The 22,281-nt window shown below is 29.9% G+C and carries 20 protein-coding genes; 2 read left to right on the plus strand and 18 right to left on the minus strand.

Translation table 11 applies throughout. The features are described 5' to 3' along the window. Positions 1-31: 31 nt before the first annotated feature. From cutD to ACWPW7_RS21895, 12 genes are all read right to left on the minus strand, one after another. Positions 32-985, minus strand: a complete 954-nt coding sequence (gene cutD, locus ACWPW7_RS21840; RefSeq protein ID WP_039633148.1) for a choline TMA-lyase-activating enzyme — start codon at positions 983-985, stop codon at positions 32-34. A 137-nt stretch (positions 986-1,122) separates the two neighbouring features. Continuing rightward, positions 1,123-3,663, minus strand: coding sequence for a choline trimethylamine-lyase (gene cutC / locus ACWPW7_RS21845; RefSeq protein WP_454055281.1), 2,541 nt, complete (start codon positions 3,661-3,663; stop codon positions 1,123-1,125). Positions 3,664-3,714: 51 nt separating this feature from the next. Then, complete coding sequence (locus ACWPW7_RS21850) at positions 3,715-5,208, minus strand: aldehyde dehydrogenase family protein (RefSeq protein WP_454055282.1); 1,494 nt, start codon at positions 5,206-5,208, stop codon at positions 3,715-3,717. 45 nt (positions 5,209-5,253) lie between these two features. After that, entirely contained in the window at positions 5,254-5,562 is a 309-nt protein-coding gene (locus ACWPW7_RS21855; RefSeq protein WP_291566290.1) for a BMC domain-containing protein, read from the minus strand. 18 nt (positions 5,563-5,580) lie between these two features. Next, positions 5,581-5,877, minus strand: a complete 297-nt coding sequence (locus ACWPW7_RS21860) for a BMC domain-containing protein (RefSeq protein ID WP_454055283.1) — start codon at positions 5,875-5,877, stop codon at positions 5,581-5,583. Positions 5,878-6,116: 239 nt separating this feature from the next. After that, the gene (locus ACWPW7_RS21865; RefSeq protein WP_454055284.1) at positions 6,117-6,383 is read right to left on the minus strand and encodes a hypothetical protein; all 267 of its coding nucleotides are present in this window, start codon (positions 6,381-6,383) and stop codon (positions 6,117-6,119) included. Further along, positions 6,384-7,481 (minus strand): hypothetical protein, encoded by a 1,098-nt coding sequence (locus ACWPW7_RS21870; RefSeq protein WP_312575124.1) that lies wholly within the window; start codon positions 7,479-7,481, stop codon positions 6,384-6,386. A 498-nt stretch (positions 7,482-7,979) separates the two neighbouring features. Further along, complete coding sequence (locus ACWPW7_RS21875) at positions 7,980-8,810, minus strand: MerR family transcriptional regulator (protein ID WP_454055285.1); 831 nt, start codon at positions 8,808-8,810, stop codon at positions 7,980-7,982. 134 nt (positions 8,811-8,944) lie between these two features. Continuing rightward, positions 8,945-10,087 carry a 1-propanol dehydrogenase PduQ gene (locus ACWPW7_RS21880; RefSeq protein WP_454055286.1) on the minus strand — a complete coding sequence of 381 codons (1,143 nt, stop codon included), beginning with the start codon at positions 10,085-10,087 and terminating at the stop codon, positions 8,945-8,947. A 799-nt stretch (positions 10,088-10,886) separates the two neighbouring features. Then, the gene (locus ACWPW7_RS21885; RefSeq protein ID WP_454055287.1) at positions 10,887-11,885 is read right to left on the minus strand and encodes a tetratricopeptide repeat protein; all 999 of its coding nucleotides are present in this window, start codon (positions 11,883-11,885) and stop codon (positions 10,887-10,889) included. Between the two features lie 845 nt (positions 11,886-12,730). Continuing rightward, entirely contained in the window at positions 12,731-13,183 is a 453-nt protein-coding gene (gene def, locus ACWPW7_RS21890; RefSeq protein ID WP_454055288.1) for a peptide deformylase, read from the minus strand. 26 nt (positions 13,184-13,209) lie between these two features. Then, entirely contained in the window at positions 13,210-13,419 is a 210-nt protein-coding gene (locus ACWPW7_RS21895) for a helix-turn-helix transcriptional regulator (RefSeq protein WP_454055289.1), read from the minus strand. Positions 13,420-14,007: 588 nt separating this feature from the next. Here ACWPW7_RS21895 and ACWPW7_RS21900 point away from each other — a divergent pair. Both ACWPW7_RS21900 and ACWPW7_RS21905 read left to right on the plus strand, forming a co-directional pair. After that, positions 14,008-14,481 carry a C-GCAxxG-C-C family (seleno)protein gene (locus ACWPW7_RS21900; protein WP_454055290.1) on the plus strand — a complete coding sequence of 158 codons (474 nt, stop codon included), beginning with the start codon at positions 14,008-14,010 and terminating at the stop codon, positions 14,479-14,481. 14 nt (positions 14,482-14,495) lie between these two features. Further along, a complete protein-coding gene (locus ACWPW7_RS21905) occupies positions 14,496-15,443 on the plus strand; it encodes a TDT family transporter (RefSeq protein WP_454055291.1) in 948 nt (315 codons plus the stop codon). A 298-nt stretch (positions 15,444-15,741) separates the two neighbouring features. Here ACWPW7_RS21905 and ACWPW7_RS21910 read toward each other — a convergent pair whose 3' ends face one another. The 6 genes from ACWPW7_RS21910 to ACWPW7_RS21935 all read right to left on the minus strand — a co-directional run bounded on the left by ACWPW7_RS21910 (position 15,742) and on the right by ACWPW7_RS21935 (position 22,083). Next, positions 15,742-16,125 (minus strand): hypothetical protein, encoded by a 384-nt coding sequence (locus tag ACWPW7_RS21910; RefSeq protein ID WP_454055292.1) that lies wholly within the window; start codon positions 16,123-16,125, stop codon positions 15,742-15,744. Positions 16,126-16,563: 438 nt separating this feature from the next. Then, positions 16,564-18,528, minus strand: a complete 1,965-nt coding sequence (locus ACWPW7_RS21915) for a GTP-binding protein (protein WP_454055293.1) — start codon at positions 18,526-18,528, stop codon at positions 16,564-16,566. A 54-nt stretch (positions 18,529-18,582) separates the two neighbouring features. Then, complete coding sequence (locus ACWPW7_RS21920; RefSeq protein WP_454055294.1) at positions 18,583-19,260, minus strand: DUF1361 domain-containing protein; 678 nt, start codon at positions 19,258-19,260, stop codon at positions 18,583-18,585. 525 nt (positions 19,261-19,785) lie between these two features. Further along, positions 19,786-20,466: a pseudouridine synthase gene (locus ACWPW7_RS21925; RefSeq protein ID WP_454055295.1), complete on the minus strand. Its 681-nt coding sequence runs from the start codon at positions 20,464-20,466 to the stop codon at positions 19,786-19,788. A 152-nt stretch (positions 20,467-20,618) separates the two neighbouring features. Continuing rightward, positions 20,619-21,107 (minus strand): HXXEE domain-containing protein, encoded by a 489-nt coding sequence (locus tag ACWPW7_RS21930; RefSeq protein ID WP_454055296.1) that lies wholly within the window; start codon positions 21,105-21,107, stop codon positions 20,619-20,621. Between the two features lie 274 nt (positions 21,108-21,381). Next, positions 21,382-22,083 carry a flavodoxin family protein gene (locus tag ACWPW7_RS21935; protein WP_454055297.1) on the minus strand — a complete coding sequence of 234 codons (702 nt, stop codon included), beginning with the start codon at positions 22,081-22,083 and terminating at the stop codon, positions 21,382-21,384. Positions 22,084-22,281 lie beyond the last annotated feature (198 nt).

Below are 22,281 nucleotides of genomic sequence, written 5' to 3' on the forward strand. Positions count from 1 at the left end.
CCTTCCATCTTATAATCTATTTGAAAATCATTTAGTGACGGATTACTTTTACAGGTAAATCGTATTTTTTAATCCATCCTTCTATTCTATCTAAATCCTCATTTTTCAAACTTGGGTCGCCTTCTATAGGATATTCCATTCCTAGCTGGTTATATTTATTTACCCCCATCTTATGATATGGAAGTAAATCAATTCCTTTAAAGTTTTTATAATCTTTATATGGTGTTAAAAATTCCATAGTCTTTTCTATTTCATCTTGAGAATCATTTATACCTTTAAGTAAAGGCATACGAATCTTAACGTTGTATTTTTTGCGAAGTAATTCTTGAAGATTTTCTAAAATCTGCTCATTTCTCACTCCTGTTAACTGAAAATGTCTATCAGAATTAATATGTTTAACATCAAACAGGAACAAGTCTGTGAACTCCGCAACTTTAAGTATTGTTTCTAGGCTTGCATAACCACAAGTTTCAATTGCAGTGTTTATCCCTTCTTGCTTACAAGCCATCAAAAGGTTGCAAGCTGCTTCAGGCTGCATTAAAACTTCACCACCACCTAATGTAACTCCTCCGCCAGACATTTCATAGAAAGTTCTATCTTCTTCTATAATCTTTAATAGTTCAGAGATAGTTTTTTCTTCTCCAACTATTGATATAGCAGATTTAAGACAAGCTTCCTCGCACTTACCGCATCCAATACAATCTATATCACGATTAACTTCATGTTTTAGAGTTTCCTTAGAGATGGTATGTATGGAAACAGGGCAAACAGAAACACAAGCGCCACAATTAACACATAAATTACTCTTTAACATAACTCTATGTTTTTTCATCATTCCTTCAGGGTTTGCACACCATTTACATCGAAGTGGACAACCTTGAAAAAATACTAAAGTTCTTATTCCTTCTCCATCATACATATTATATTTTTGTATATTAAAAATCGTCGCTTTTCGTTCGATTATACCTAAATTTCCATTACTCATATTCTTCATTCTCCAGTTTCATTTACTTTTATTTTTAATGTATATCTAACTTTAATCTGTAATCTACAGAACATTTCTGTAGATTACAGACCTTAGAGAATTTTTTTAAAAATTCTCAAGTTACATATTGTTTTTAATTAAAAATGTGTAAGCATAGTTCTACTGATGATCTCATCTTGAACATCTTTGCATAACTCAACAAAGAATGCACTGTATCCAGCAACACGAACTATTAAATCACGATATTGCTCTGGATGTTTTTGAGCTTCTATTAAAGTCTTGTTATCTAAGTAGTTAAACTGTACTTCTCCAAGTTGAAGGGCACATGCACTACGTAATAATGTAATGATTCCTTGCTCTCCTTCTGGTGTATCAAGAAGACCAGATATTAACTTGAAGTTATGAACCATACCTATATTCATATCTTCACAAGACATTTTAGAAACAGATTTTATTATAGAAGTAGGTCCTTTAAAGTCAGCTCCTTGTGATGGACTTATACCATCTGATAAAGGTAACCATGCTCTACGTCCATTTGCTGTAGCTCCAGTCATTTGTCCAAATGGAGTGTTATTTGAGATTGATAGTGTACCATGGCTAAGCACTGAATATAATGTCTTATATTTACGATGCTCTTGTTCAGTAAAGTTAATTAGCTCAGCAGCAATTAAATCTGCATAATCATCATCGTTACCATACTTAGGTGCTTCTAAACAATCTTTTCTTAACTTTTCATATCCAACGAAATCAGCTTTTAAAGCTTCGTTCATTTCTTGTAGAGTATATTTTTTCTCTTCAAATACTAATTTCTTTATAGCTGCCATAGAATCTGTATAAGTAGCAAGACCACTCCATACTACTCCAGGTCCAAAGTTATACATAGCTCCGCCTGCTTCTACACCTCTACCATTTTCCATACATCCTTCATACATCATAGACATAAGTGGTTTTGGTGCAAGTTCTCTGTGAACACGTTGAGAAATTACTGTAGCAACACTTGTCCATTTAGTAATGAATTTAATTTGCTCTTTAACAGCAGCTTCGAATTGTTCATAAGTTTTAAACTGACTTAAGTCTCCCATATCTGGGCATACTTGCTTACCATACCATAGTGGCACACCATGGTTAAGAACAAGTTCTATACATATAGGCCATTGAGTGTATCCTGTAGAAGTCCATTGATATAGTCTTCCTGATTTTTGTGGCTCAACGCATCCCATTAAGCAGTAATCTCTTGCATCTTCTATAGAAACACCTTTAGCTAACATCATTTTTATATGAACATCATCAAAGTGACATGCTGGGAATCCCATACCTGCACGGATAACGTCAACTATCTTTTTAAGATATTTTTGTGGTGATCCTTTGTGTATACGGCAAGCTAAAGATGGTTGATATATCTTAACGTGACGAACTGCGTCCATTAAAAGATATGTTAAGTCATTTGTAGCATCACGACCCTCTCTAGTAACACCACCTACACACATGTTAACGAATGGTTGATAACCTGCGAAGAATTTAGAACCACCTTCACTTGTTATCCACATCATTTCAGACATTTTTATAAGCATACAACCTGATAATTCAAATGCTTCAAAATCAGTCATACGTCCAGCTTCAATATCAGCTTTATATAATGGATACATGTATTGGTCAACACGTCCTATGGACATACCTGTTTGATTTTCCTCAACTACAAGTAATGATTCTATAGTCCAAACTGCTTGAATTGCTTCCCAGTAAGTACTTGGCTTATGTGCTGGAACCTTAGCATTTATTTCAGAAATCTTTAATAATTCTGCTTTACGCTTAGGGTTAGTTTCTTTTGCAGCAAGTTCTGCAGCATAGTCTGACATACGTTTAGCATATATCATAACACCCTCAGCAGTATCAATTAATGATTTATAGAAATATATTTTATCTATATCTTCTGGTTTTTCATAGCTAAGTTCAGCTAATTTTTCTTCTGCTTCTCTTTTTATATCAAGCATACCTTTTTTCATTAATACAACGTCATATCCTGGGTTAGAGTCTCCTCCACCATTTATTGCGTGATATGAACAGTCAGAAACGAAAGATTCCCCTGAAAGCTCCCATACTCCAGCTTCACGATACTGATCTTCGCAGTATTCATCAACTGATTTACCCTGCCAATATGGGAATAACTCTTCACGCATAACTTTCTTATCTTCTTCTGAAATGTAGAATGGATCTTGTGGACGATTTCCTATTGTATCTATTTCATCAACCATCCATCTCCAAGCTATATCAGGAGAAAATGCGCCTGCACGAGGTTGTCCATTTGGAGCTCCAACTATAAGCTCATTGTCTTGAATTACTAGTGGTGCAGTTTCACAGCAGTGTTTAAAACATTTACCACGTAAAACTGATTTAGGTATACCAGGGTTTTCTTTAGCTATTTTAGTGATAGCTCTTGCTCTATGAGTTGTTATTGCTGGAACATGCTTTAAGTAAGTTTCCTTTAACTTAACTAGACGCTCTGTTATTCCATCAGGAATTTGACCGTTATTGTCATGTGCAACATTTAAAGTAGCTGTCTCCTCTTTTGTTATTTCTTTAGAAACACTCTCAAACATTTTCATTAGACTAGCGCGTTCTTCATCAGACATGTTTTTAGTAGCTTCCATAAATATATTTGAAAATTCACGAATATCCAAATTTATTACCCCTCAATCTTTAATGTATTTCATATTTTAAATATGATTTTCTTATTTTAAGTTATCTAGAACTTTTTTCAAAATACTCTCTAACAGTTTATAGTTATCTATTTCATTTGCATTTAATTTGTTATTTGAAACTGTAAAAGTAGAATTTTCTTCATGGCCTACTGCTTTAACAATTTCATCTACTGTACGAACTCCATATCCAACTTTACGGATATATATTAAATTTTTAGGTGAGACATTATCTGAAGTCATCCCTTCACCTGCAGAGCCACTACCTAAAGTCATTGAAGGAAATAAGTTTGTAGTTGCTCCCATACTTCCAAAAGTTCCTGGAGTATTAACAAGTATTCTCCCAACTGGTTTCTTAAGTGCAAATTGATTAATAACTTCTTCATCTTTTGAATGTATAATAAGTGTATGTCCATATCGCTCGCTAAGTAACAATTCTATACATTTCTCACAAGCATGCATCCAGTCTTCTTCTATATAAAAGGCTAAAACAGGGCAAAGCTTTTCTCTTGAATAAGGGTTATTTTTAGAAACATACTTTTGCTCTGAAATAAGAACTTTTACATCCTGTGAAACATCAAATCCAGCATATTTAGCTAAGAATTGTGGCGATTTACCAATCAGTTCTTCTTCAAAACTTCCATCCTTATTAAAAAAGATAGATCCCAGCTTTTCAGCTTCCTCTTTTGTCATAAAGTATCCACCATTTTTAATAAATTCTTGTTTTACTTCAGTAGCAACACAGCTATCAACAACAACTGATTGTTCAGCTGCAGATACAACTCCATAATCAAAGTTCTTACTATCAATAATGTCTTTAACTGCTTGAGGTATATTAGCTGTACGCTCTATGAAAGCTGGACCATTTCCATTGCCACCATAGATTACTGGCTTGCCAGACTTATAGGCTGCATCAAGCATTTCTGCAACTCCTGTATTCATTATAAGAGAAGTATCTTTATGATTCATAAGTTCTAATGAACCACCTGGTGTTACTATATGCAAATATGCAAGAGCACCTTCCGGAAGTCCTACTCTTTCTGCAGCTCTAATCAAAATATCAAGTGTTTTGCAAATTGCGTTTTTAGCTCTTGGATGAGGTGAAAATACAATTGCATTTCCTGATTTAATTGCAATTAGTGCCTTATATATGGTTGTAGATACAGGACTTGTTGATGGACAAAAGGCTATAATAACCCCCATTGGCACTCCAACATCTCTTGTCCTATTTATTTTATCCTCATCAATTGCGCCTACACATTTCATGCCTTTAAGTCTATCTTTTAGATACTTGCATACAAATTGATTTTTGATATATTTATCTTCCCACTTTCCATACTCAGTTTCTTCATTAGATATCTTTGCAAGTTCCTTTAAATGTTTTTCAATTTCTTCAGTCATACATGCAACTATTTCATCAAGTTTTTCTTGTGGGAAGGTTGCTAATTTTCTTTGTGCTTCACGAGCATTTTCAATAAGAATCCTAGCTTCCTGCATGGAGAGTAAATCATTATCAATAATATTCATTTTTCTCTCTCCTTTTATTTATTACTTAGAAAAAATTTTTATTTCCTATTCTGTTATAGGATTTGGAATTGCATATCGTTTTATTATCTTATCAAGATCTTGATGTGGTCTTGGTATAACTATTGAACTATAAAGGTTTCCACCTTCCATGCTTTCAACTGCTGCAACACCAGCTTCTACTGCTGTTCTACAAGCACCAACATCACCACGAACTAATACAGATATATAACCTGATGCAACATTTTCATATCCTATAAGTTCAACATTTGCTGATTTGCACATAGCGTCTGCTGCTTCTAAAGCAAAAACTAGACCAAAAGTTTCGATTAATCCTAAAGCTTCATATCTTGCCATATGTATATCCTTCCCCTTCTATGCATCAATATCGTGTACTGACACAATATCTCCAACTTCTCTAATAGGACGTGGCATAACATTGTGTGCTGTTAATTTTCCAATAGCAGCAGCTGCTTCAGCACCTGCTTCTACAGCAGCTTTTACTGCACCAACATCACCTTTTATCATAATTGTTACAAGAGTTGAACCAATATTTTCATACGAAATTAATTCAACATTAGCTGCTTTAAGCATTTTATCAGCAGCTTCAAGTGCAGGGACTAATCCAATTGTTTCTACAAGACCTAAAGCCTCTTCCCCATAATATCTCATTGATAATTTCTCCTTCCTATTCTTAGCTCAGTATACTTTTTACAACTACATAACTTTTATAATTATGTACATGTCTTCATAATTTTAAATTTATTATATTTTTCCTTTTCAGAAAAGTAAAAATATTCCTTATATTGAAAATCTTCAAATAATTTTACTATCTGGCATGTTACTTCAAGTAAAATTAGCTTATAAAATATACACTAAAAATAATTATTTATGGGATTTACTCTATCTAATTAATCATTGATATATTTATTAATTGTAGCTGCACCTTCTTCATGAGCACGATAATAAACCTTCAACTCTTTATTCTTATCTAATTCAAATCTTGTTTCTTCAATAAGGCCATTTGCTTCTGCTGTCATTAAAGCATTAACTACAGCGTTCTTTTTTAGTGCCTTAAAATTTCCATATTCTCCTTTTAGCTCTTCTATAACATCATTAGCGCAAGCTTCTTTAACTCTAGTAAAATATTTTAAAATTGCATAGTTAAGCGGTTTCATCTATTCTACCTCCATCTTTTTTCTTCTTAATAAATCAAGTGGATTCATAGATATTGTAAGGATACCAAGCATCATTATTACAGCTCCAATCCAAGCTACAGAAGGTAGTGCCCATCCGTCTATTCCACCATATACGCCTAATACTAATAAGCAGAATAGTGGCCCAAAGAAGGAATATGTAGCATTACATGAAGTACCAAGTCCTGCTCCACACATACTGTTTCCAGCATACCATGTCATAAATGTAATGAATGATAACAAACCACTTAAAGCAAACCAAGCCATTGCAGGGCCACTTGTAAATGCTTGTACAACAAGATCAGTAGAAATATTAATTCCACCAGCCATCATTCCAAAAATCGGAACTAAGATGAATAAATTTGCTATACCTGATGTTACTTGACGTATACAAATACCAATTTCAGGGTCAATCATTGCTGAACCATATCCAGCTACACAACCTTCAAATCCCCATCCAAGAGCAGCAATAATAGCTATTAAAATTCCAATTAAAGTGCTTGTTGAAGCACCACCACTAATTCCTGTACTACCAATTAAGAAACTAGCAAATACACATATAGCAATACCAAAAGCCATACGTTTATTTAATTCTTGTTTATATAAAATCTTACCTAATATAGCAGCAATAGCAGGGCAAAGAGCTGAAATTGGAACTACTATTGAACCAGCCATTTGAATAGCTATAACATAAGCAGTACCAGCTATAGGTCCTCCTATAAGAGCTGCCAATATCATAATACGTCCTGGCTTAGTGTTAATACATCTTACAAAATCTCCAAACTTTCCTTTAACTCCTGAGTATAAAAGAGCCCAGATAGCACTACATGTATCGTTTATTGCATTACCAATTGCAGCAAGTAAATATGCTACCACAAATGCTGATAAACCAGCAGTATTAGCGCCATACCAGTCTGCCCAAACTCCTTTAGTCATTCCCATAGTTAGAAATGCCGTATATAATCCATAGGCAAGTCCTGAAAATAAAGCTAGGGATATACCCCTCTTGAAGAAATTGCTTGTTAATTTCTTTTTCGCAGCGATTGCTTCTAAATTTACTGCTTTTGAAACTCCATTCATAAATTAAAACTCCTTTCGCTTATGCGATTAATAATTTTTAAATTTATATTATTAAATATTAAATAAAAATTTACGATGAGTATACTTTAGTGTGATTTAAGTAATATGATTTAAGATTGTTATAATTTGGTACATTCTATTTTCAAACTATTGAACACCTTTTCATTTGTATCTTGTAGGTATTTATTCTTTAATTAGATTATATCCCTTTCCCTTTGGGGCAGAGTCAACATGTATTTTGCAAGAATATTTAAGCAGATTTAAAATCTTATAATCATACTTTCACCTAAAAATTAATCAATAATTAAGAATAATTCGTCAATTTCAAAGCATGCGTTTGTTAAGTAACAAACACAATTAGGCTTGAATTGCAATTAATATAAATTTGCTTTTAAACTCAACGGATAATCTTTATTTATTAATATTGAATCTCCACAAGCCTAGTATTATCAAGCTTTTAGACCTTACCCTACGGTTAATGTTTTCGACATAATAAAACTATTTTTTTCTTCTGACCTTAATCAAAACTTCTGTTACAAATTTATCAAAATTTTTAGTAGTCCAATAATCTGTTACATATCTTTCATAAGATTCTTTAGCACATACATAACCATGTTCTTCAGTCCACTTCTTTATTTTTTTATATGTTTCATCAATTGTTTCATGAGCTCCTATATGATAACAAGCGGCTGCCATCCAACCACCAAATTCAACACATTCTTCTTCTTTACACTTTAAAATAGTCTCTTGCATTATCTTCATTTTATTGCATTTTCCATTAATTTTATCCTCAAAGGATGGGAAATATATAATTACAGGGCCTGTTATTGCATTATTTATATTATCTATATAATTGTTAAACTCTATATTGATTATTGAATCCATATAATCATATTTAAAATCTTGATTTAAAAAAATTAATCTTCGATTATCTATATATTTTATAGCTACATCAGAGACATCGTTTTCAATTACCATCTGTGCCTCAACTATAAGATCATCCCAATCTTTAACGGATCTTAGTTTTAAATTTATTTCATTCTGAAGCTCTTTTAATTCATTAATTTTTCTTCCAAAGCTTTTATGAATAGAATCATAGGTAGTACCTTCTAAAAAAGTTCTCATTTCATCAAGGGTAAATCCACTTTGCTTATAATATTTTATTACTGGTACAGATAATAAAGTTTTCTTACTATAATATCTATAACCGTTTTCATCAGATACTTTATCAGGAGATAAGATCTTCTTTTCATCATAAAATCTCAGTGCTTTTTTAGTTATTTTGCATATTTCTCCAACTTTCCCTATTGAGTATAGTTCTTCTTTCATATTTTAACCCCCTATTTTCTTCATAATTTAAATTATACTTTAAATTATATTTTATCATATTTATTTTTTCAACTTTTCTGAAAAATTAACCATAAAAAAACCACCCATAAATAGGTGGTTTATAGTATAATATTTTATTCAAAAATTTTATCTAAAATTATTGATAAATCTTCTTTTGAGGCTTCTCTAGGATTTACTGTTGTACATACATCCTTAAGAGCTGCATTAATAATTTCTTCTCTTGATGCTTGAGCCAACTCCATATCAGCACCTTGTTCTTTTAATGTTGTTGGAATCATCAATGTTTTTTGAAGTTCTACAATGCTTCTAATTAAATTATTAACACCAATATTTACATTTGGTGCATGTAATTTCAATAATTTGGCAAGCCTTTGGTATTTCTTAGCTGCTATGCTATATTCTGCACGGAAGGTCTCTTTATTTAAATTAGCATTATACTCAATTACATGAGGAAGTATAATTGCATTGCTTCTTCCATGAGAAATATGTAGTTTTCCACCTACAGCGTGAGCTAAACTATGAGTAATTCCAAGTCCAGCTGCATTAAATGCCATACCAGCAAGGCATGATGCATTATGAAGCTTTTCTCTTGCTACTATATCATTTCCATCAGCATAAGCTTGTGGTAAAAATCTAAAGGCTAAAGTAAAAGCCTTTTCCGCAAGAGCATCTGAAAAATCAGTAGCATTTTTTGAAACATAAGCCTCCATAGCATGTGTAATTACATCCATTCCTGTATCAGCAGTTATAGCTTTAGGTACAGATTTAACCAGCTCAGGATCAAGAATAGCAACTGTTGGAAGAAGAGATTTATCTGTAAGAGCATATTTTAATCCTTCTTGTTTATTTGTAATTACTGCATATTCAGTTACTTCAGAACCTGTACCACTTGTAGTAGGTATAGCATAAAATTCTTCTATAGAAGAAACCCCTCCAGTAATTCTTTTGGCATATTCTTTAATTGCCTTAGCTCCATCAATTGATGAACCTCCACCAAGGGCTATTATAATCTGTGCATTACAACTTTGTAACTTTTTAATACCAGCAGCAACAATTTCTACAGATGGATCAGGTACAATATCACTATATATAGCTACTTCACAATTAACAAGTTTTTCTTGTACTTTTGCAGCCATACCTGAAACTTCCATAAATTTATCACATACTATAAGTACTCTTTTATTATTAATTTCATTTAGTCTATCTAAAGACCCTTCTCCAAAATACACATTTGTGCTAATACTAAATTCTTTCATATACATTTCTCCTATTTCAAAAAGTATCAAGATATGAATGAATTAGCTATTCTTTAGTTTAAAAATAAAATTAACCCACAATTATAACAATGAGTAAAGCTTATCATAGGCTTTACTCATTTTATTATAGCAATATTAAATTGATAATACAATACCATTCAATTTTTGAGCTTTACATATTGCCTTTATCTATTATATAAAAATAATAGATAATTACAATAATATCAACGTTTCTAAATAAAAATTCAAGAAAATATTGGATTTTTTACCTTGAAAATATAATGGAATATTAACATAAACTTTATTCAATTGAAAATTGACTATTGGCACTGAAAAATTATCGATACTTCTCTTTTATAAGAGAAGTTTAAAACCTATTCTTTTAAAGTAATACAGTCACTTTTATTAAAAAATTAGCAGATGTAGTTCTCCATAGTATTAGTCAAATTTATTAGTGATCTTCCGAACTATACTGCACCTCAGGGGAACCCTAACGGGCTTCACTACTGTTCCCCAGAGGTGGAAAAACTAGCAATTGTATTGCTAGTTAAAAAAATCTATTCAAAGAAATTATTTTTCCTAAAAATAATTTCCTCCTTAATTGTGAACTGTGAATTGTGCATTGTGCATTGAATTATTGGTTATGAATTAACTTTTTATGTGGTTTATCTATGAATATAATAAAATAAAAGTATAAAATAATTTGTAAAAACAAACCATTTTATACTTTTATTTGTAACATAATACTTAAATTTCTTAAACTTTTATTTTATAACATAATTTCTAAACTTCTTAAATTTTATGGAATATATTGCTGCTCTATTTTTGTTATTTTATTATCTTCAGTATATATCCAGCATAATAGTCCTCTTTCATAATCATCAACCGCTTTCTTTAAAGTTTCATAAGATACAGGCTCTACTTCCGAAGCATTAGATACATCTCTAAGCAAATATTTGCATATCTCAAAAACTGTATTCTCATCAATGGTATAAGTTGCTATTTCATCACTATTATTTCTTATATAATAACTATCTGAAACGTATAACTTTCCAGTATCATCATCACGAATTACCTTCTTACTATTGTCCTTTATTGCTTCATTTAATGCCTCATCATGCATATAAAATTCTACTTCATCTAACGATATATAGTTATCGTTTACCTCTTTAATCCATCCTATTTTCTTTTCTATAACTATAGGATTTATATTTAATTCTAAATTAACAACTCTTCCATATTGTTCAATAGTACCTTGATAGTAAAAACTACCTGGTATACTCGTATCAACATTATTATCCCACTTAATAATTCCATTTACATCTTTACCGTTTATATTTATCATTATATCTTTAGGTAATTCATAGCGATTATTTTTCTTTACTGAATCTTCAAGATTAATTTCCTCAAAGTTTTCTTTTATGCCCTCTAGAATATTTTTCATATTATCAATATCCACATTATTTTCTATAGCCAATTTTATTATATAATAAGCATCATCAAATCTGTTTTTCTCAATATACTTATCTTTTATCTTAAGATAAGTATCTTTATTATTTATCTCCGCAGAAATTGATTCTTCATAAGCTTTTATAGCTTTTTCATAATCACCTTCATTCAGATACTTATTTCCAAGTTCCATACTTTGTTTTACTTTATTTTCTTCTGCTTTAGCCTGTACCCTAACATCGGAGGCTATTGCTACCTCTTTTTCTTTTGGTTCACATGCTATCAAAAATAAGGCAACAGTTAATAATAAAAATAATGACAATAATTTTTTTATAGTATTCTTTTGCATAAATACTCTCTCCTTGCTATATTTAGTCATATTTAAAAATATCAGTTCAGTATGGCTTTGACCTGTTATTTTATCTCCTATGCTTTAAATATTATCACTATGTTTTTACCAACTTTTACAGATTTATTACCAAGTTGTTGCCAACAGAGATAATTTTTATTCTTACCTTAATTAATTGTCCATTATATATATATATTCATTATGCTCTTTTAATATTTCACTTCATATATATACTCCAGATTCTCTACAATTGTGAATTATAACTTGTCTAAATTCTCCGTTGATAAACTTCCACCCCTGGGGTCTATATGAAAACTTTAAATTTTAAACAAAATTAAAATAGCTACAAAAATCCAATCTATAGCTACTTTTTATATAGGCCCCTGGGGTGCAGTATGATATGGTACAGTATCTGCAACATTAAACAATATTTTAATAACATCGCAAATCTCCATAAATTTAGCATAACCTCACTAATTCTTGCTCCAAACTATACTGCATCTCAGGGGAATCCTTATACAATTGAGAATTCACGATGCACAATGCACAATTATGGATATTTCTCAGTAAAAACTGAGAAATTTAGAATTGATTTTCTTTAAAGTTACGCAGTAATTTTTTATAATTAATTTCCTAATCATGACTACGAACAGTGTTCGCCACACAACTAGCAACTGCGCTGCTAGTTAAAAATCTATTAAAGAAATTATTCTGATCAAAAATAATTTCCGTCACAATTATGAATTTTACATTGTGAATTGTAAATTAAAATACCATAGAGATATACATTAAATTTTAAGATAGTTTATCTATAATATAGATATCATCTCAAAGTTAAAAATATGTTACTTTATATATTCAATAATTTTATCAATAAACAATATACCATCTAAATGATCAATTTCATGGCATAAACATTTTGCTAAATCTTTTGTGCCTGTTATTGTGATTTCTTCACCATTTTCATTTAATGCTTTTACAGTTACCTTATATGGTCTTAAAACATAGCCCCATTTATTAGGAATACTTAAGCATCCCTCAATAACTTTTTGGGAGCCTTCCTCCTTAATTATTTTAGGATTGACTAGCTTTATAAGCCCTTTCCCCATGTCAATTACTACAAGTTTCTTAAGAATTCCAACTTGACAGGCAGCTAGCCCACCGCCATTTTCTGTATTATACATAGTATCAGCCATATCATTAAGTATTTGTCTTACTCTATCATCTACTACTTCAACTTCTTTACACTTTTTTCTTAAGACGTCGTCTCCTAACTGTCTAATATTTCTCAAAGCCATTTCTCAAATCTCCTTTATTTTATGTTTTATGATTTTCTTTCACTTTGTTCAAAAAGGAATATCTCCTCAATAGAGCTATTATACAATTTTGCAATATCATAAGCTAGCCAAATAGATGGCTCAAATTTTTCTGTTTCAATTGCGTTAATAGCTTGCCTTGACACACCTACAAATTTTCCTAGTTGCTCCTGAGTAAGCCCAAGAGCTTCTCTAAATTCTCTTACTCTATTTTTCATTTTTCACTTCTCCTATGTAATGTTAACCTTACATCACAACTATATATCTATATAATTTCCATGTCAAGTAAACCTTACATAATATATATATGCCACTCCTAAATTTACTCTATCCCTGAAAATAATTAACACTTGCTGGTATCATCCCTAAAACTACTAAATTCAAAATTCACAGTTCACAATTCACAATTTTAAATTTCTCAGTAAAAGTTGAGAAATTTAAAATTGATTAACTGTAGCGGAGAACATCGTTCTCCATAAAACCCAAATCCATTCCCATTACCAAATATTGAACATATAAAAAATGGCGAACAATGTTCGCCGCTACAAAAATCTATTTAAAGAAATTAATTCATAAAGAATTAGTTTCCACCATAATTTTGAATTGTGAATTAAAATACTTAAGGACGTAGTTATATTCAACTATACATTAAGTTTAAAGGCAATTTATCTATATATACTCTCACGTATTTGTATAAACAATACATAAAATTTTTCTATTGGAAAACCCAATTAGACTGCATATAATGCCCATGCTATAATTTGTGTGAGTTTAGAATAAATTTAAACAAAAAGGGGTTAATTTTTATGGTAGACAAAATAAGTATTAAAAAAGTAAAAGCAGATGCTGAAGAGCACTTTTTTAAAGGAGAATTTTACTGCTCAGAAGCAATAGTAGCTTCTATTAAAAACAATTTTCAAATTGATATGCCAGATGAAATGATTGCTATGGCATCAGGTTTTCCAGTAGGTATTGGCAAATCAAAATGTACTTGTGGAGCAGTTAATGGAGCTGTATTATGCCTTGGATATTTCTTTGGAAGGACTAAAGGAAGCAATCCTCAAGATCCTAGAAGTGTAAAAGCATTGGAATTAGCTTATGAACTTCAAGATTCTTTTAGACAAAAACATAAATGTTTATGCTGTAGTGTTCACACAAAAGGAATGGACATGGCATCTGGCGAACATAAAGCCCAATGTATAAAATTCACAGGTGAAATGGCAGAAAAAGCTGCTGAAATTATAGTTAGAGAATTAAATATTGAAAATATTGATGAATAAGGTGGGGTAACTCTATGGCTCAATTTATAAAGAAAATTCCATTACCTCTAGCTGGAGTCATGTTATCTTTAGCAGCGTTAGGAAATCTTTTATCTTCCTATGGACCTGCATATAAAAATCTTCTTGGAGTATTATCTGCAGCAATTTTGCTATTAATAACTCTTAAAATTTTATTTTATATTAAAGCTGTAATAGAAGATTTGAATAATCCTGTAATTGCCAGTGTAATACCTACTTATTCTATGGGTATTATGCTATTATCTGTATATATTAAAGATATGTCTTTTAATGTTGGACGGGCTATATGGATTATTGGTGTCTTAATTCATATTGGACTTATACTATTCTATACAATAAAATTTGTATGCAATTTTAACATTAAAAAATTATTTCCAAGTACCTTTGTTGTATACGTAGGAATAGGTGCAGCTGGAATAACCGCTCCAGCATTTAAATTAGCTAATATAGGACAGTTTTTCTTCTGGTTTGCCTTTATATCTTTTATTATTCTACTACCTATTTTAATTTATAGAACAGTATTTATTAAAGAGATTCCTGAACCAGCACTTCCTACTATAGCAATTTTTGCTGCTCCTGCTAGCCTTTGCTTGGCAGCATATTTAAATTCTTTTAGTGATAAAAATATGTTCATTGTTGGAATTTTAGCTGTGCTATCATTTATATTATATCTAGTAGTATTAGTAAATTTCCCCAAGCTTTTAAAACTAAAGTTTTATCCAAGCTTTGCTGCTTTCACTTTCCCAATGGTAATTAGTGCAGTAGCACTAAAAGGCACTAATGGATTTTTGATAAAAGCAGAAAAAGGAATAGGATTTTTAAAATATATTATAAAGTTTCAAGAAATAGTAGCAGTATTAATTGTATTCTATGTATTAATAAAATATATAGGATTCTTAACGCAGAAAAAATCAGTTCAATCCAATACAACTATTTCAAAATAAAACTAAGTACCCAAAAATAATATTTTTGGGTACTTTTTTATATATAATTTAATTTTTATTCAAGAACTATTTCTTTCTTATAGAATATCCACTATCTGTCGAATACCTAATAATGAGAATCAATTTGGATCTTATGGCGAACACTGTTCGCCGCTACACAAAATGCATTTATAGTTACAAAGTAATATTATTTATAATAGCAATCCTCATGCCATTTCAATGGATTTTCATCTATGTATTGACATATTTTTTCATATTCTTGTTGATTGCGGATAATATGATCGTGATATGATTTTTGTCAAATTGAAAAACCAATTTGTTTTGTAGCATATTCTTTCATATGTTTTATTATCCTTGATATTGTAGGGGCGAACAGTGTTCGCCAGTTTTCATTAGTATATATAGCATTATCAAATTGTAGCACCATAATTATATGAATATGATTTGGCATAATAATATATTTATCAATTTTAGCATTAGGATAATATTTCGAAATATTATTTATTGAAATATCAACTATATTTCCAATATATGATAATAGAAATCGATTTGGAACTTTTGGAGAACACTGTTCTCCGCTACATAAAATACACTTATTATTTTCAATACATATAGTTATAAAATAATATCCTTCTTGTGAATAATCATAATCCCCTAACCTATTTTGCTTTCTTTTAATCAATTTCCTTAGCCACCTCATCATTTAGATAATAATTCATTAACTAAAATTTTGCCTTCAATTATAAATTTATACATTAAAAAATTAATTTATTTTATAGCATATTCTTTCATGTGTTTTATTATCCGTAATATTGTAGGGGCGAACAGTGTTCGCCAGTTTTCATCAGTATGTCTAACATCATCAAATTCTATCACTATAATTATATGAATATGGTTTAACATAATAATATATTTACCAATTTTAGCACTAGGATAATATTTTGAAATATTATTTACTGAAATATCAGCTATATTTCCAATATTTGATAATGGGAATCGATTTGGATATTATGGAGAACACTGTTCTCCGCTACATTTAATCAATTCTAAATTTCTCAGCTTCTGCTGATAAATATCCACAATTGTGAATTTTGCATTGTGAATTTTGAATTGAATATATCTATATATTTCTAATTTCACAGTGCATATGTTCTTCAGCTTCATGCCCTTCCACCACATAACCTTGTCCTTTGGAACAAAATATAGAGTTAGAGGTATAGTCACTATCCCTATCTTTGTTGTATGCTATTTTCTTAACTACTTCTTCAGTATTATGGCATATATCATACCCCTCAAAAATAAAGCTATAGCTACCTTTTCCTTTAGTTAGAGCTACAAATTCTAGAGGATAATCCATAAAGGTAGATACTGGACCTCTCCCTTTTATTACTGCTCTTTCATTGAGGCTTTCTGGTCCACTGAAAGTACCATGTAATCTTTGTATGTCTGATATAACTTTTCCTACCTCATCTAAATTAATCTCAAACTTAAAATTATAATAAGGTTCTAAAAGTATGTTTTCTGCTTTTTCTAGCCCCTGTCTTAAAGCTCTGTATGTAGCTTCTCTAAAATCTCCTCCACTGGTATGCTTGTTATGGGCCTTTCCTGTTAGCAGTGTGATTTTTAAATCAGTTATTGGAGAGCCTGTAAGTACTCCGTTATGATCTCTTTCAAATATATGAGATGAAACAAGATTTTGATGCCCTAATGATAAATCATCTGCATGACATAAATTTTCAAAAACTATGCCACTATTCCTATCTCCTGGTTCTAACTTAAGATGTACTTCTGTATAGTGTCCTAGCGGCTCAAAATGCCCACAACCTATAACTCCATTATCTATAGTTTCCTTATAGAGAATTTCACAGGGACCAAAATCTATTTCTATTTTAAATCTATCCTCTACATTCTTTTTTAAAATTTCTAATTGAATAGTTCCCATAATATGAATATGTATTTCTTTTAGTTTTTCATGCCATATAACATTTAAAGCTGGATCTTCTTCCTCTAACATCCTAAAACATTGTAATACTTCCTTTACATTTAATTTTTCAGAAAATATTACCTTAGACTTTAATGTTGGTAAGATTTTATAGCTTGTCTTTGTTTTTAACTCTCCAAGGCCTTCTCCAACTTTAGCCTTCGTTAATCCAGTTACTGCAAAAATCTCTCCTGCATATACCTCTTCTACCGACTTAAATTTATTTCCACTATACTTTCTTATCTGACTAACCTTCTCATTAATTTTATAGTCCTCATTTTCATAACATACTTCATCTCTTACCTTTAAAATTCCTTTTAAAGCTTTGATATAAGTAATTCTCACACCTTTTTCATCGTGACGTATTTTATATACAATACCACTAAAATTTTCTTTACTTTCATATTCTGTATAAGTAAGAGTATGCAGGTCTTCTATAAAATCTTCTATTCCAATATCTAAAAGTGCAGAACCACTAAAACAAGTAAATATTTCACTTCGTTTTATTAAATCCCTCATGGTATTTAACCATAAATTAGGATTATAGCCTTCTTCTAAATATATATTAAAAAGCTTCTCATCTCTTTCAGCAATGAACTCAATAAGATCTTCTTTCATATCTCCATTAGCTAAGGATTCATCAATAAAACATGTTTCCATTGATAGTTTTTCTTTTATCTCACTTACTACTCTCTCAATGCTTGCTCCTTGTCTATCAGTTTTATTAATAAAAAGGAAAGTAGGTACTTTATATTTTCTAAGAAGCTGCCAAACCGTTTCCGTATGTCCTTGTACTCCTTCCACTGCACTTATTACTATAACTGCATAATCCATAATTCCTATGGCTCTTTCCATCTCACAAGAAAAATCTATATGACCAGGAGTATCAACTAAAAAATAATTATCATCTTTATAAGTAAAGCTTCCCTCATCTGAAAATATAGTTATTCCTCTTTCTCTTTCTATATCATGGCTATCTAAAAAAGCATTTTTATGGTCTACTCTTCCTCTTTCTTTTATACTGTGAGTATGATAAAGTATCTGCTCTGAAAATGTAGTTTTCCCTGCATCTACATGAGCTAATATTCCAATAGTCTTATTCATAAAAACACTCCTGTCTAAAAATCTATAGTTTTACTTCTATTAATCTATTATTATTTAATCTCTTATAAGTTTCCATATAGCATAGATTATTAGCTGAACTATAGTAATATACAACATAAAATAAAAAAACTCTGATGAAAATACAGAAGTCATTTGTTTTATGGTATCAAAAGGATAGATAATTAAGTCAAGTGTATGCAATCTTAGAAATCTCCCAATATAAATAGCATAACTTGATAAAATAGCTACTACTACAATAAACATATTGCTGCTTATTTTTTTAGTTATATCTCTAATAGATTTATATACAAGTTTTAAAGATAATAACCCCATACCTATACCAAATATAATACCTGTAGAAAGATAACAAAAATATTTCCATACATAAGGATCTGATGTAAATATATAGTCTCTCATAGGGTCAATGTAATCTAACCTTGCTAAATGAAAAAAATCAGTAATCAGATATGGAGCATTAGGATAAAAGAACAACCACAATAAAAATACTACCCAATATAGTAATCTATTGCTCTTTTTTTCTTTATATTTCATGTTACTGATTATCACTGAAAGTTCAAATGGTATGTATACTAATGATAAATTTAAAATCATAAAATTAAATCTATCAATAAATAAAAGACTGACTAGTATATAGCCCCAAAATAATACTCTAAAGGCATATATATTGAGCTTTTCTCTATTCTTTGTCTTAAAATTCTTTAATATTTCCATAGATATTCTCCTAATTAATTTTTTTAAAGTTGTAACTTTTTATTTCTAACCACTAAATTAGTTAACTTTATTGATTTCTATTTATAACTATACTGCACCTCTCAAACTGTTATAAGATTGAGAATTGACTATTGACAATGAAGAATTACTGATACTTATTTTTTATAAGAGAAGTTCTGAATTTATTTTTTTTTAAAGTGACATAGTCACTTTTATTAAAAAATCTATTTGAAGAAATTAATTTAAAAAATTAATTTCAACCATAATTGTCAATTTTCCATTTTCAATTCTCCATTGGTTAAACTGTTCCCCAGAGGTGAAAGAATATATTTAAACATTTAAATAGTTACAAAATAAACTTTTACCATTTATTATTATATTAACATTTTATTTGAAAACTGTATAATACTATTCTCTAATCACTGTTATATTAAAGATATTAAACTAAATTCTCACATAAAAAAATTCACCATATTTCTATGATGAATCTTTATTCTATAAGTCTGTACTTTTTTAACCTAAGAACTACATTTTCTTTAATTCCATTACCTCTTCTTCTGTAAGGTTACGCCACTTACCAGTATCTATTCCATCAATTTTTATATTAATAATTCGAATACGTTCTAGACGTACAACTGTATATCCAAAAGTTTTGGTCATTCTGCGAATTTGTTTATTAATACCCTGTGTGAGAATGATGCGGAAAGTATCTTCTGTAATTCTACTCACTTTGCAAGGTCTTGTTTTAAATCCACAAATTTCAACCCCTTCAGACATTCCTTTTATGAAAAAATCATCAAAAGCTTTATCAACAGTTACTATGTATTCCTTCTCATGTTCATTTTCTGATTCTAAAATTTTATTTGCAAGCTCTCCATCATTTGTCATTAATATCAGTCCTTGAGACGCTTTGTCCAATCTACCCACAGGAAAAATATATTCTTTATAATCCATAAAATCAATTATATTATCCTTCACTTCTTTTGCCGCAGTACAGGTTATTCCTACTGGTTTGTTTAAGGCAATATATACTTTATTTTTTACTGGAATAGGCTCATTATCAATGAGGATAATATCCTCCTCTTCCACCCACTGACCTGGCTTACAAAGTTGACCATTCACTATTATTCTATTTTCTTCAATAAGTCTATTAGCTTCTCTCCTTGAGCAAATACCATAATTGCTAAGAAGTTTATTTATTCTCATTTTAAAATCCTTATCCTTTCACTTTTGCTTATTATATGAACTCTATTTTTTTCTTTAGTTCATATCAATTTTTTTATAACACTTTTATAAAGATACCTTATATTCATTTAGTTCACAATAAAATAATACTACCATTTAATTAGTTTATTAATCTATTTATAATCAATTAATTTTCCACCTATTTTCTCTAAAATAGGTATTAGAATCAATAATAATGTACCAACTGCAATGGTAGATATAATTACTTCATTTAAATTAATAATACTGTTATTTAATGAAGAAATTATAATTAAACTATTAAAGGGCATTATAAGAAGAACTCCTGTAATTAATCCTGGAGAATACTTCTTTAATATAATAGTTAAAATCAAATGAGGAAAAACAACATTAAATATCATTGCTCCCATAAAACCAAAGAAAAAATATTTTAATATTAAATTCTGAGGAAAAAATATAAATAAGCCTGTTGCTAAATATGCTAATATTGTAATTACCAATACAGCAAAATGAAATTCATCACCACTAACTTGCTTACCAAACTTTTCTGTATATCTTGACCACCGTGGTATCCAAAGTGCTTCTTCTATATTATGCAATGTTATTGAAAAAATAAAAAGTAAATATATACTTGGTGTATTCATTATATTTTATACTCCTTTGACCCATATTTTCGTAAGTTAAATATTTTTTATATCTAATTCATATTACTTTTCATAAGTTTTTTATTATTTTATTACCTATTTATTTTAATCACTATGATAATATTTTTAAATATTATTTATTGAAATATTAACTATCTGTTCAATATTTGATAATAGAAATCGATTTGGATTTTATGGCGAATACTGTTCGCCGCTACAATTAGCTAATGGGAAATGAGCAATTATTAAAAATTTTATATCAATATTTAATACGTTACCACGGCTTTTTTGCTTCAAGCCAGCCTTGCTCTTTCCAATAGTTCTTATCGGCCTCATTCCAGCTATTCTTTTTTTGCATACCTTTCATAGCAGTAAATATAATTTTTGTGAACAATCTAGGCTTCAAAGTATTTGATTTTGCCACAGTTTTAGAAATTTTGTCAGCAAGAATTCTAATTTCCTTTATAATTTGATCTTTATTCTTACTATTTACCTCTTCCCAGCTCATAGCTCCAACATTCTTTTTAAATGAAAAGACTCTTTTTAATCCCCAAAAATCCAAAGATTTTTTCATAGTTTTATTAGTGTGTGAGGTGCCAGCACCTGCTGCCGTTGATAAAACTAATCCTATTTTATTGAACATTAAAGATTCAGGTCTATGAGACATCCATATATAGCCAAAATGATCTAACAAGGCTTTCATTTGACCACTAACATCACATACATACACTGGTGATGCTAAAATAATTAAATTTGCTTCAAGCATCGATTGTTTAATATTATTAACTGGCGCATAATGAGGGCAAGTATTTTCTCCTTTTAAAAAACAAGAAAAGCAGCTATTGCAAAAATACGGCATATCCCTTGGTAAGAAAAATTCTGTTACTTGTACATCTGTAAAATTTTTCAAAAGTTCCTGAACACAATTATATGTACTACCTTTATGCATTGTTCCATAAATGACAGTTACTTTCATGATATTATCCCCCTTATTTTATTTTCCCACTATTTTTCTAATAAATATTGTTTAAAATTTACCTAGCAAGTTGAAATATTTTCTTTCCTCTTCCTTGTTATTCTTCATTATAGAAATCATTCCTTTTAAGATTTACTTTATATTAAAATTATAAAATTGAAACTACTATCTTAATAAATTGATATATATTCTAATAAC

This window comes from Clostridium sp. Marseille-Q7071, from assembly GCF_965112025.1.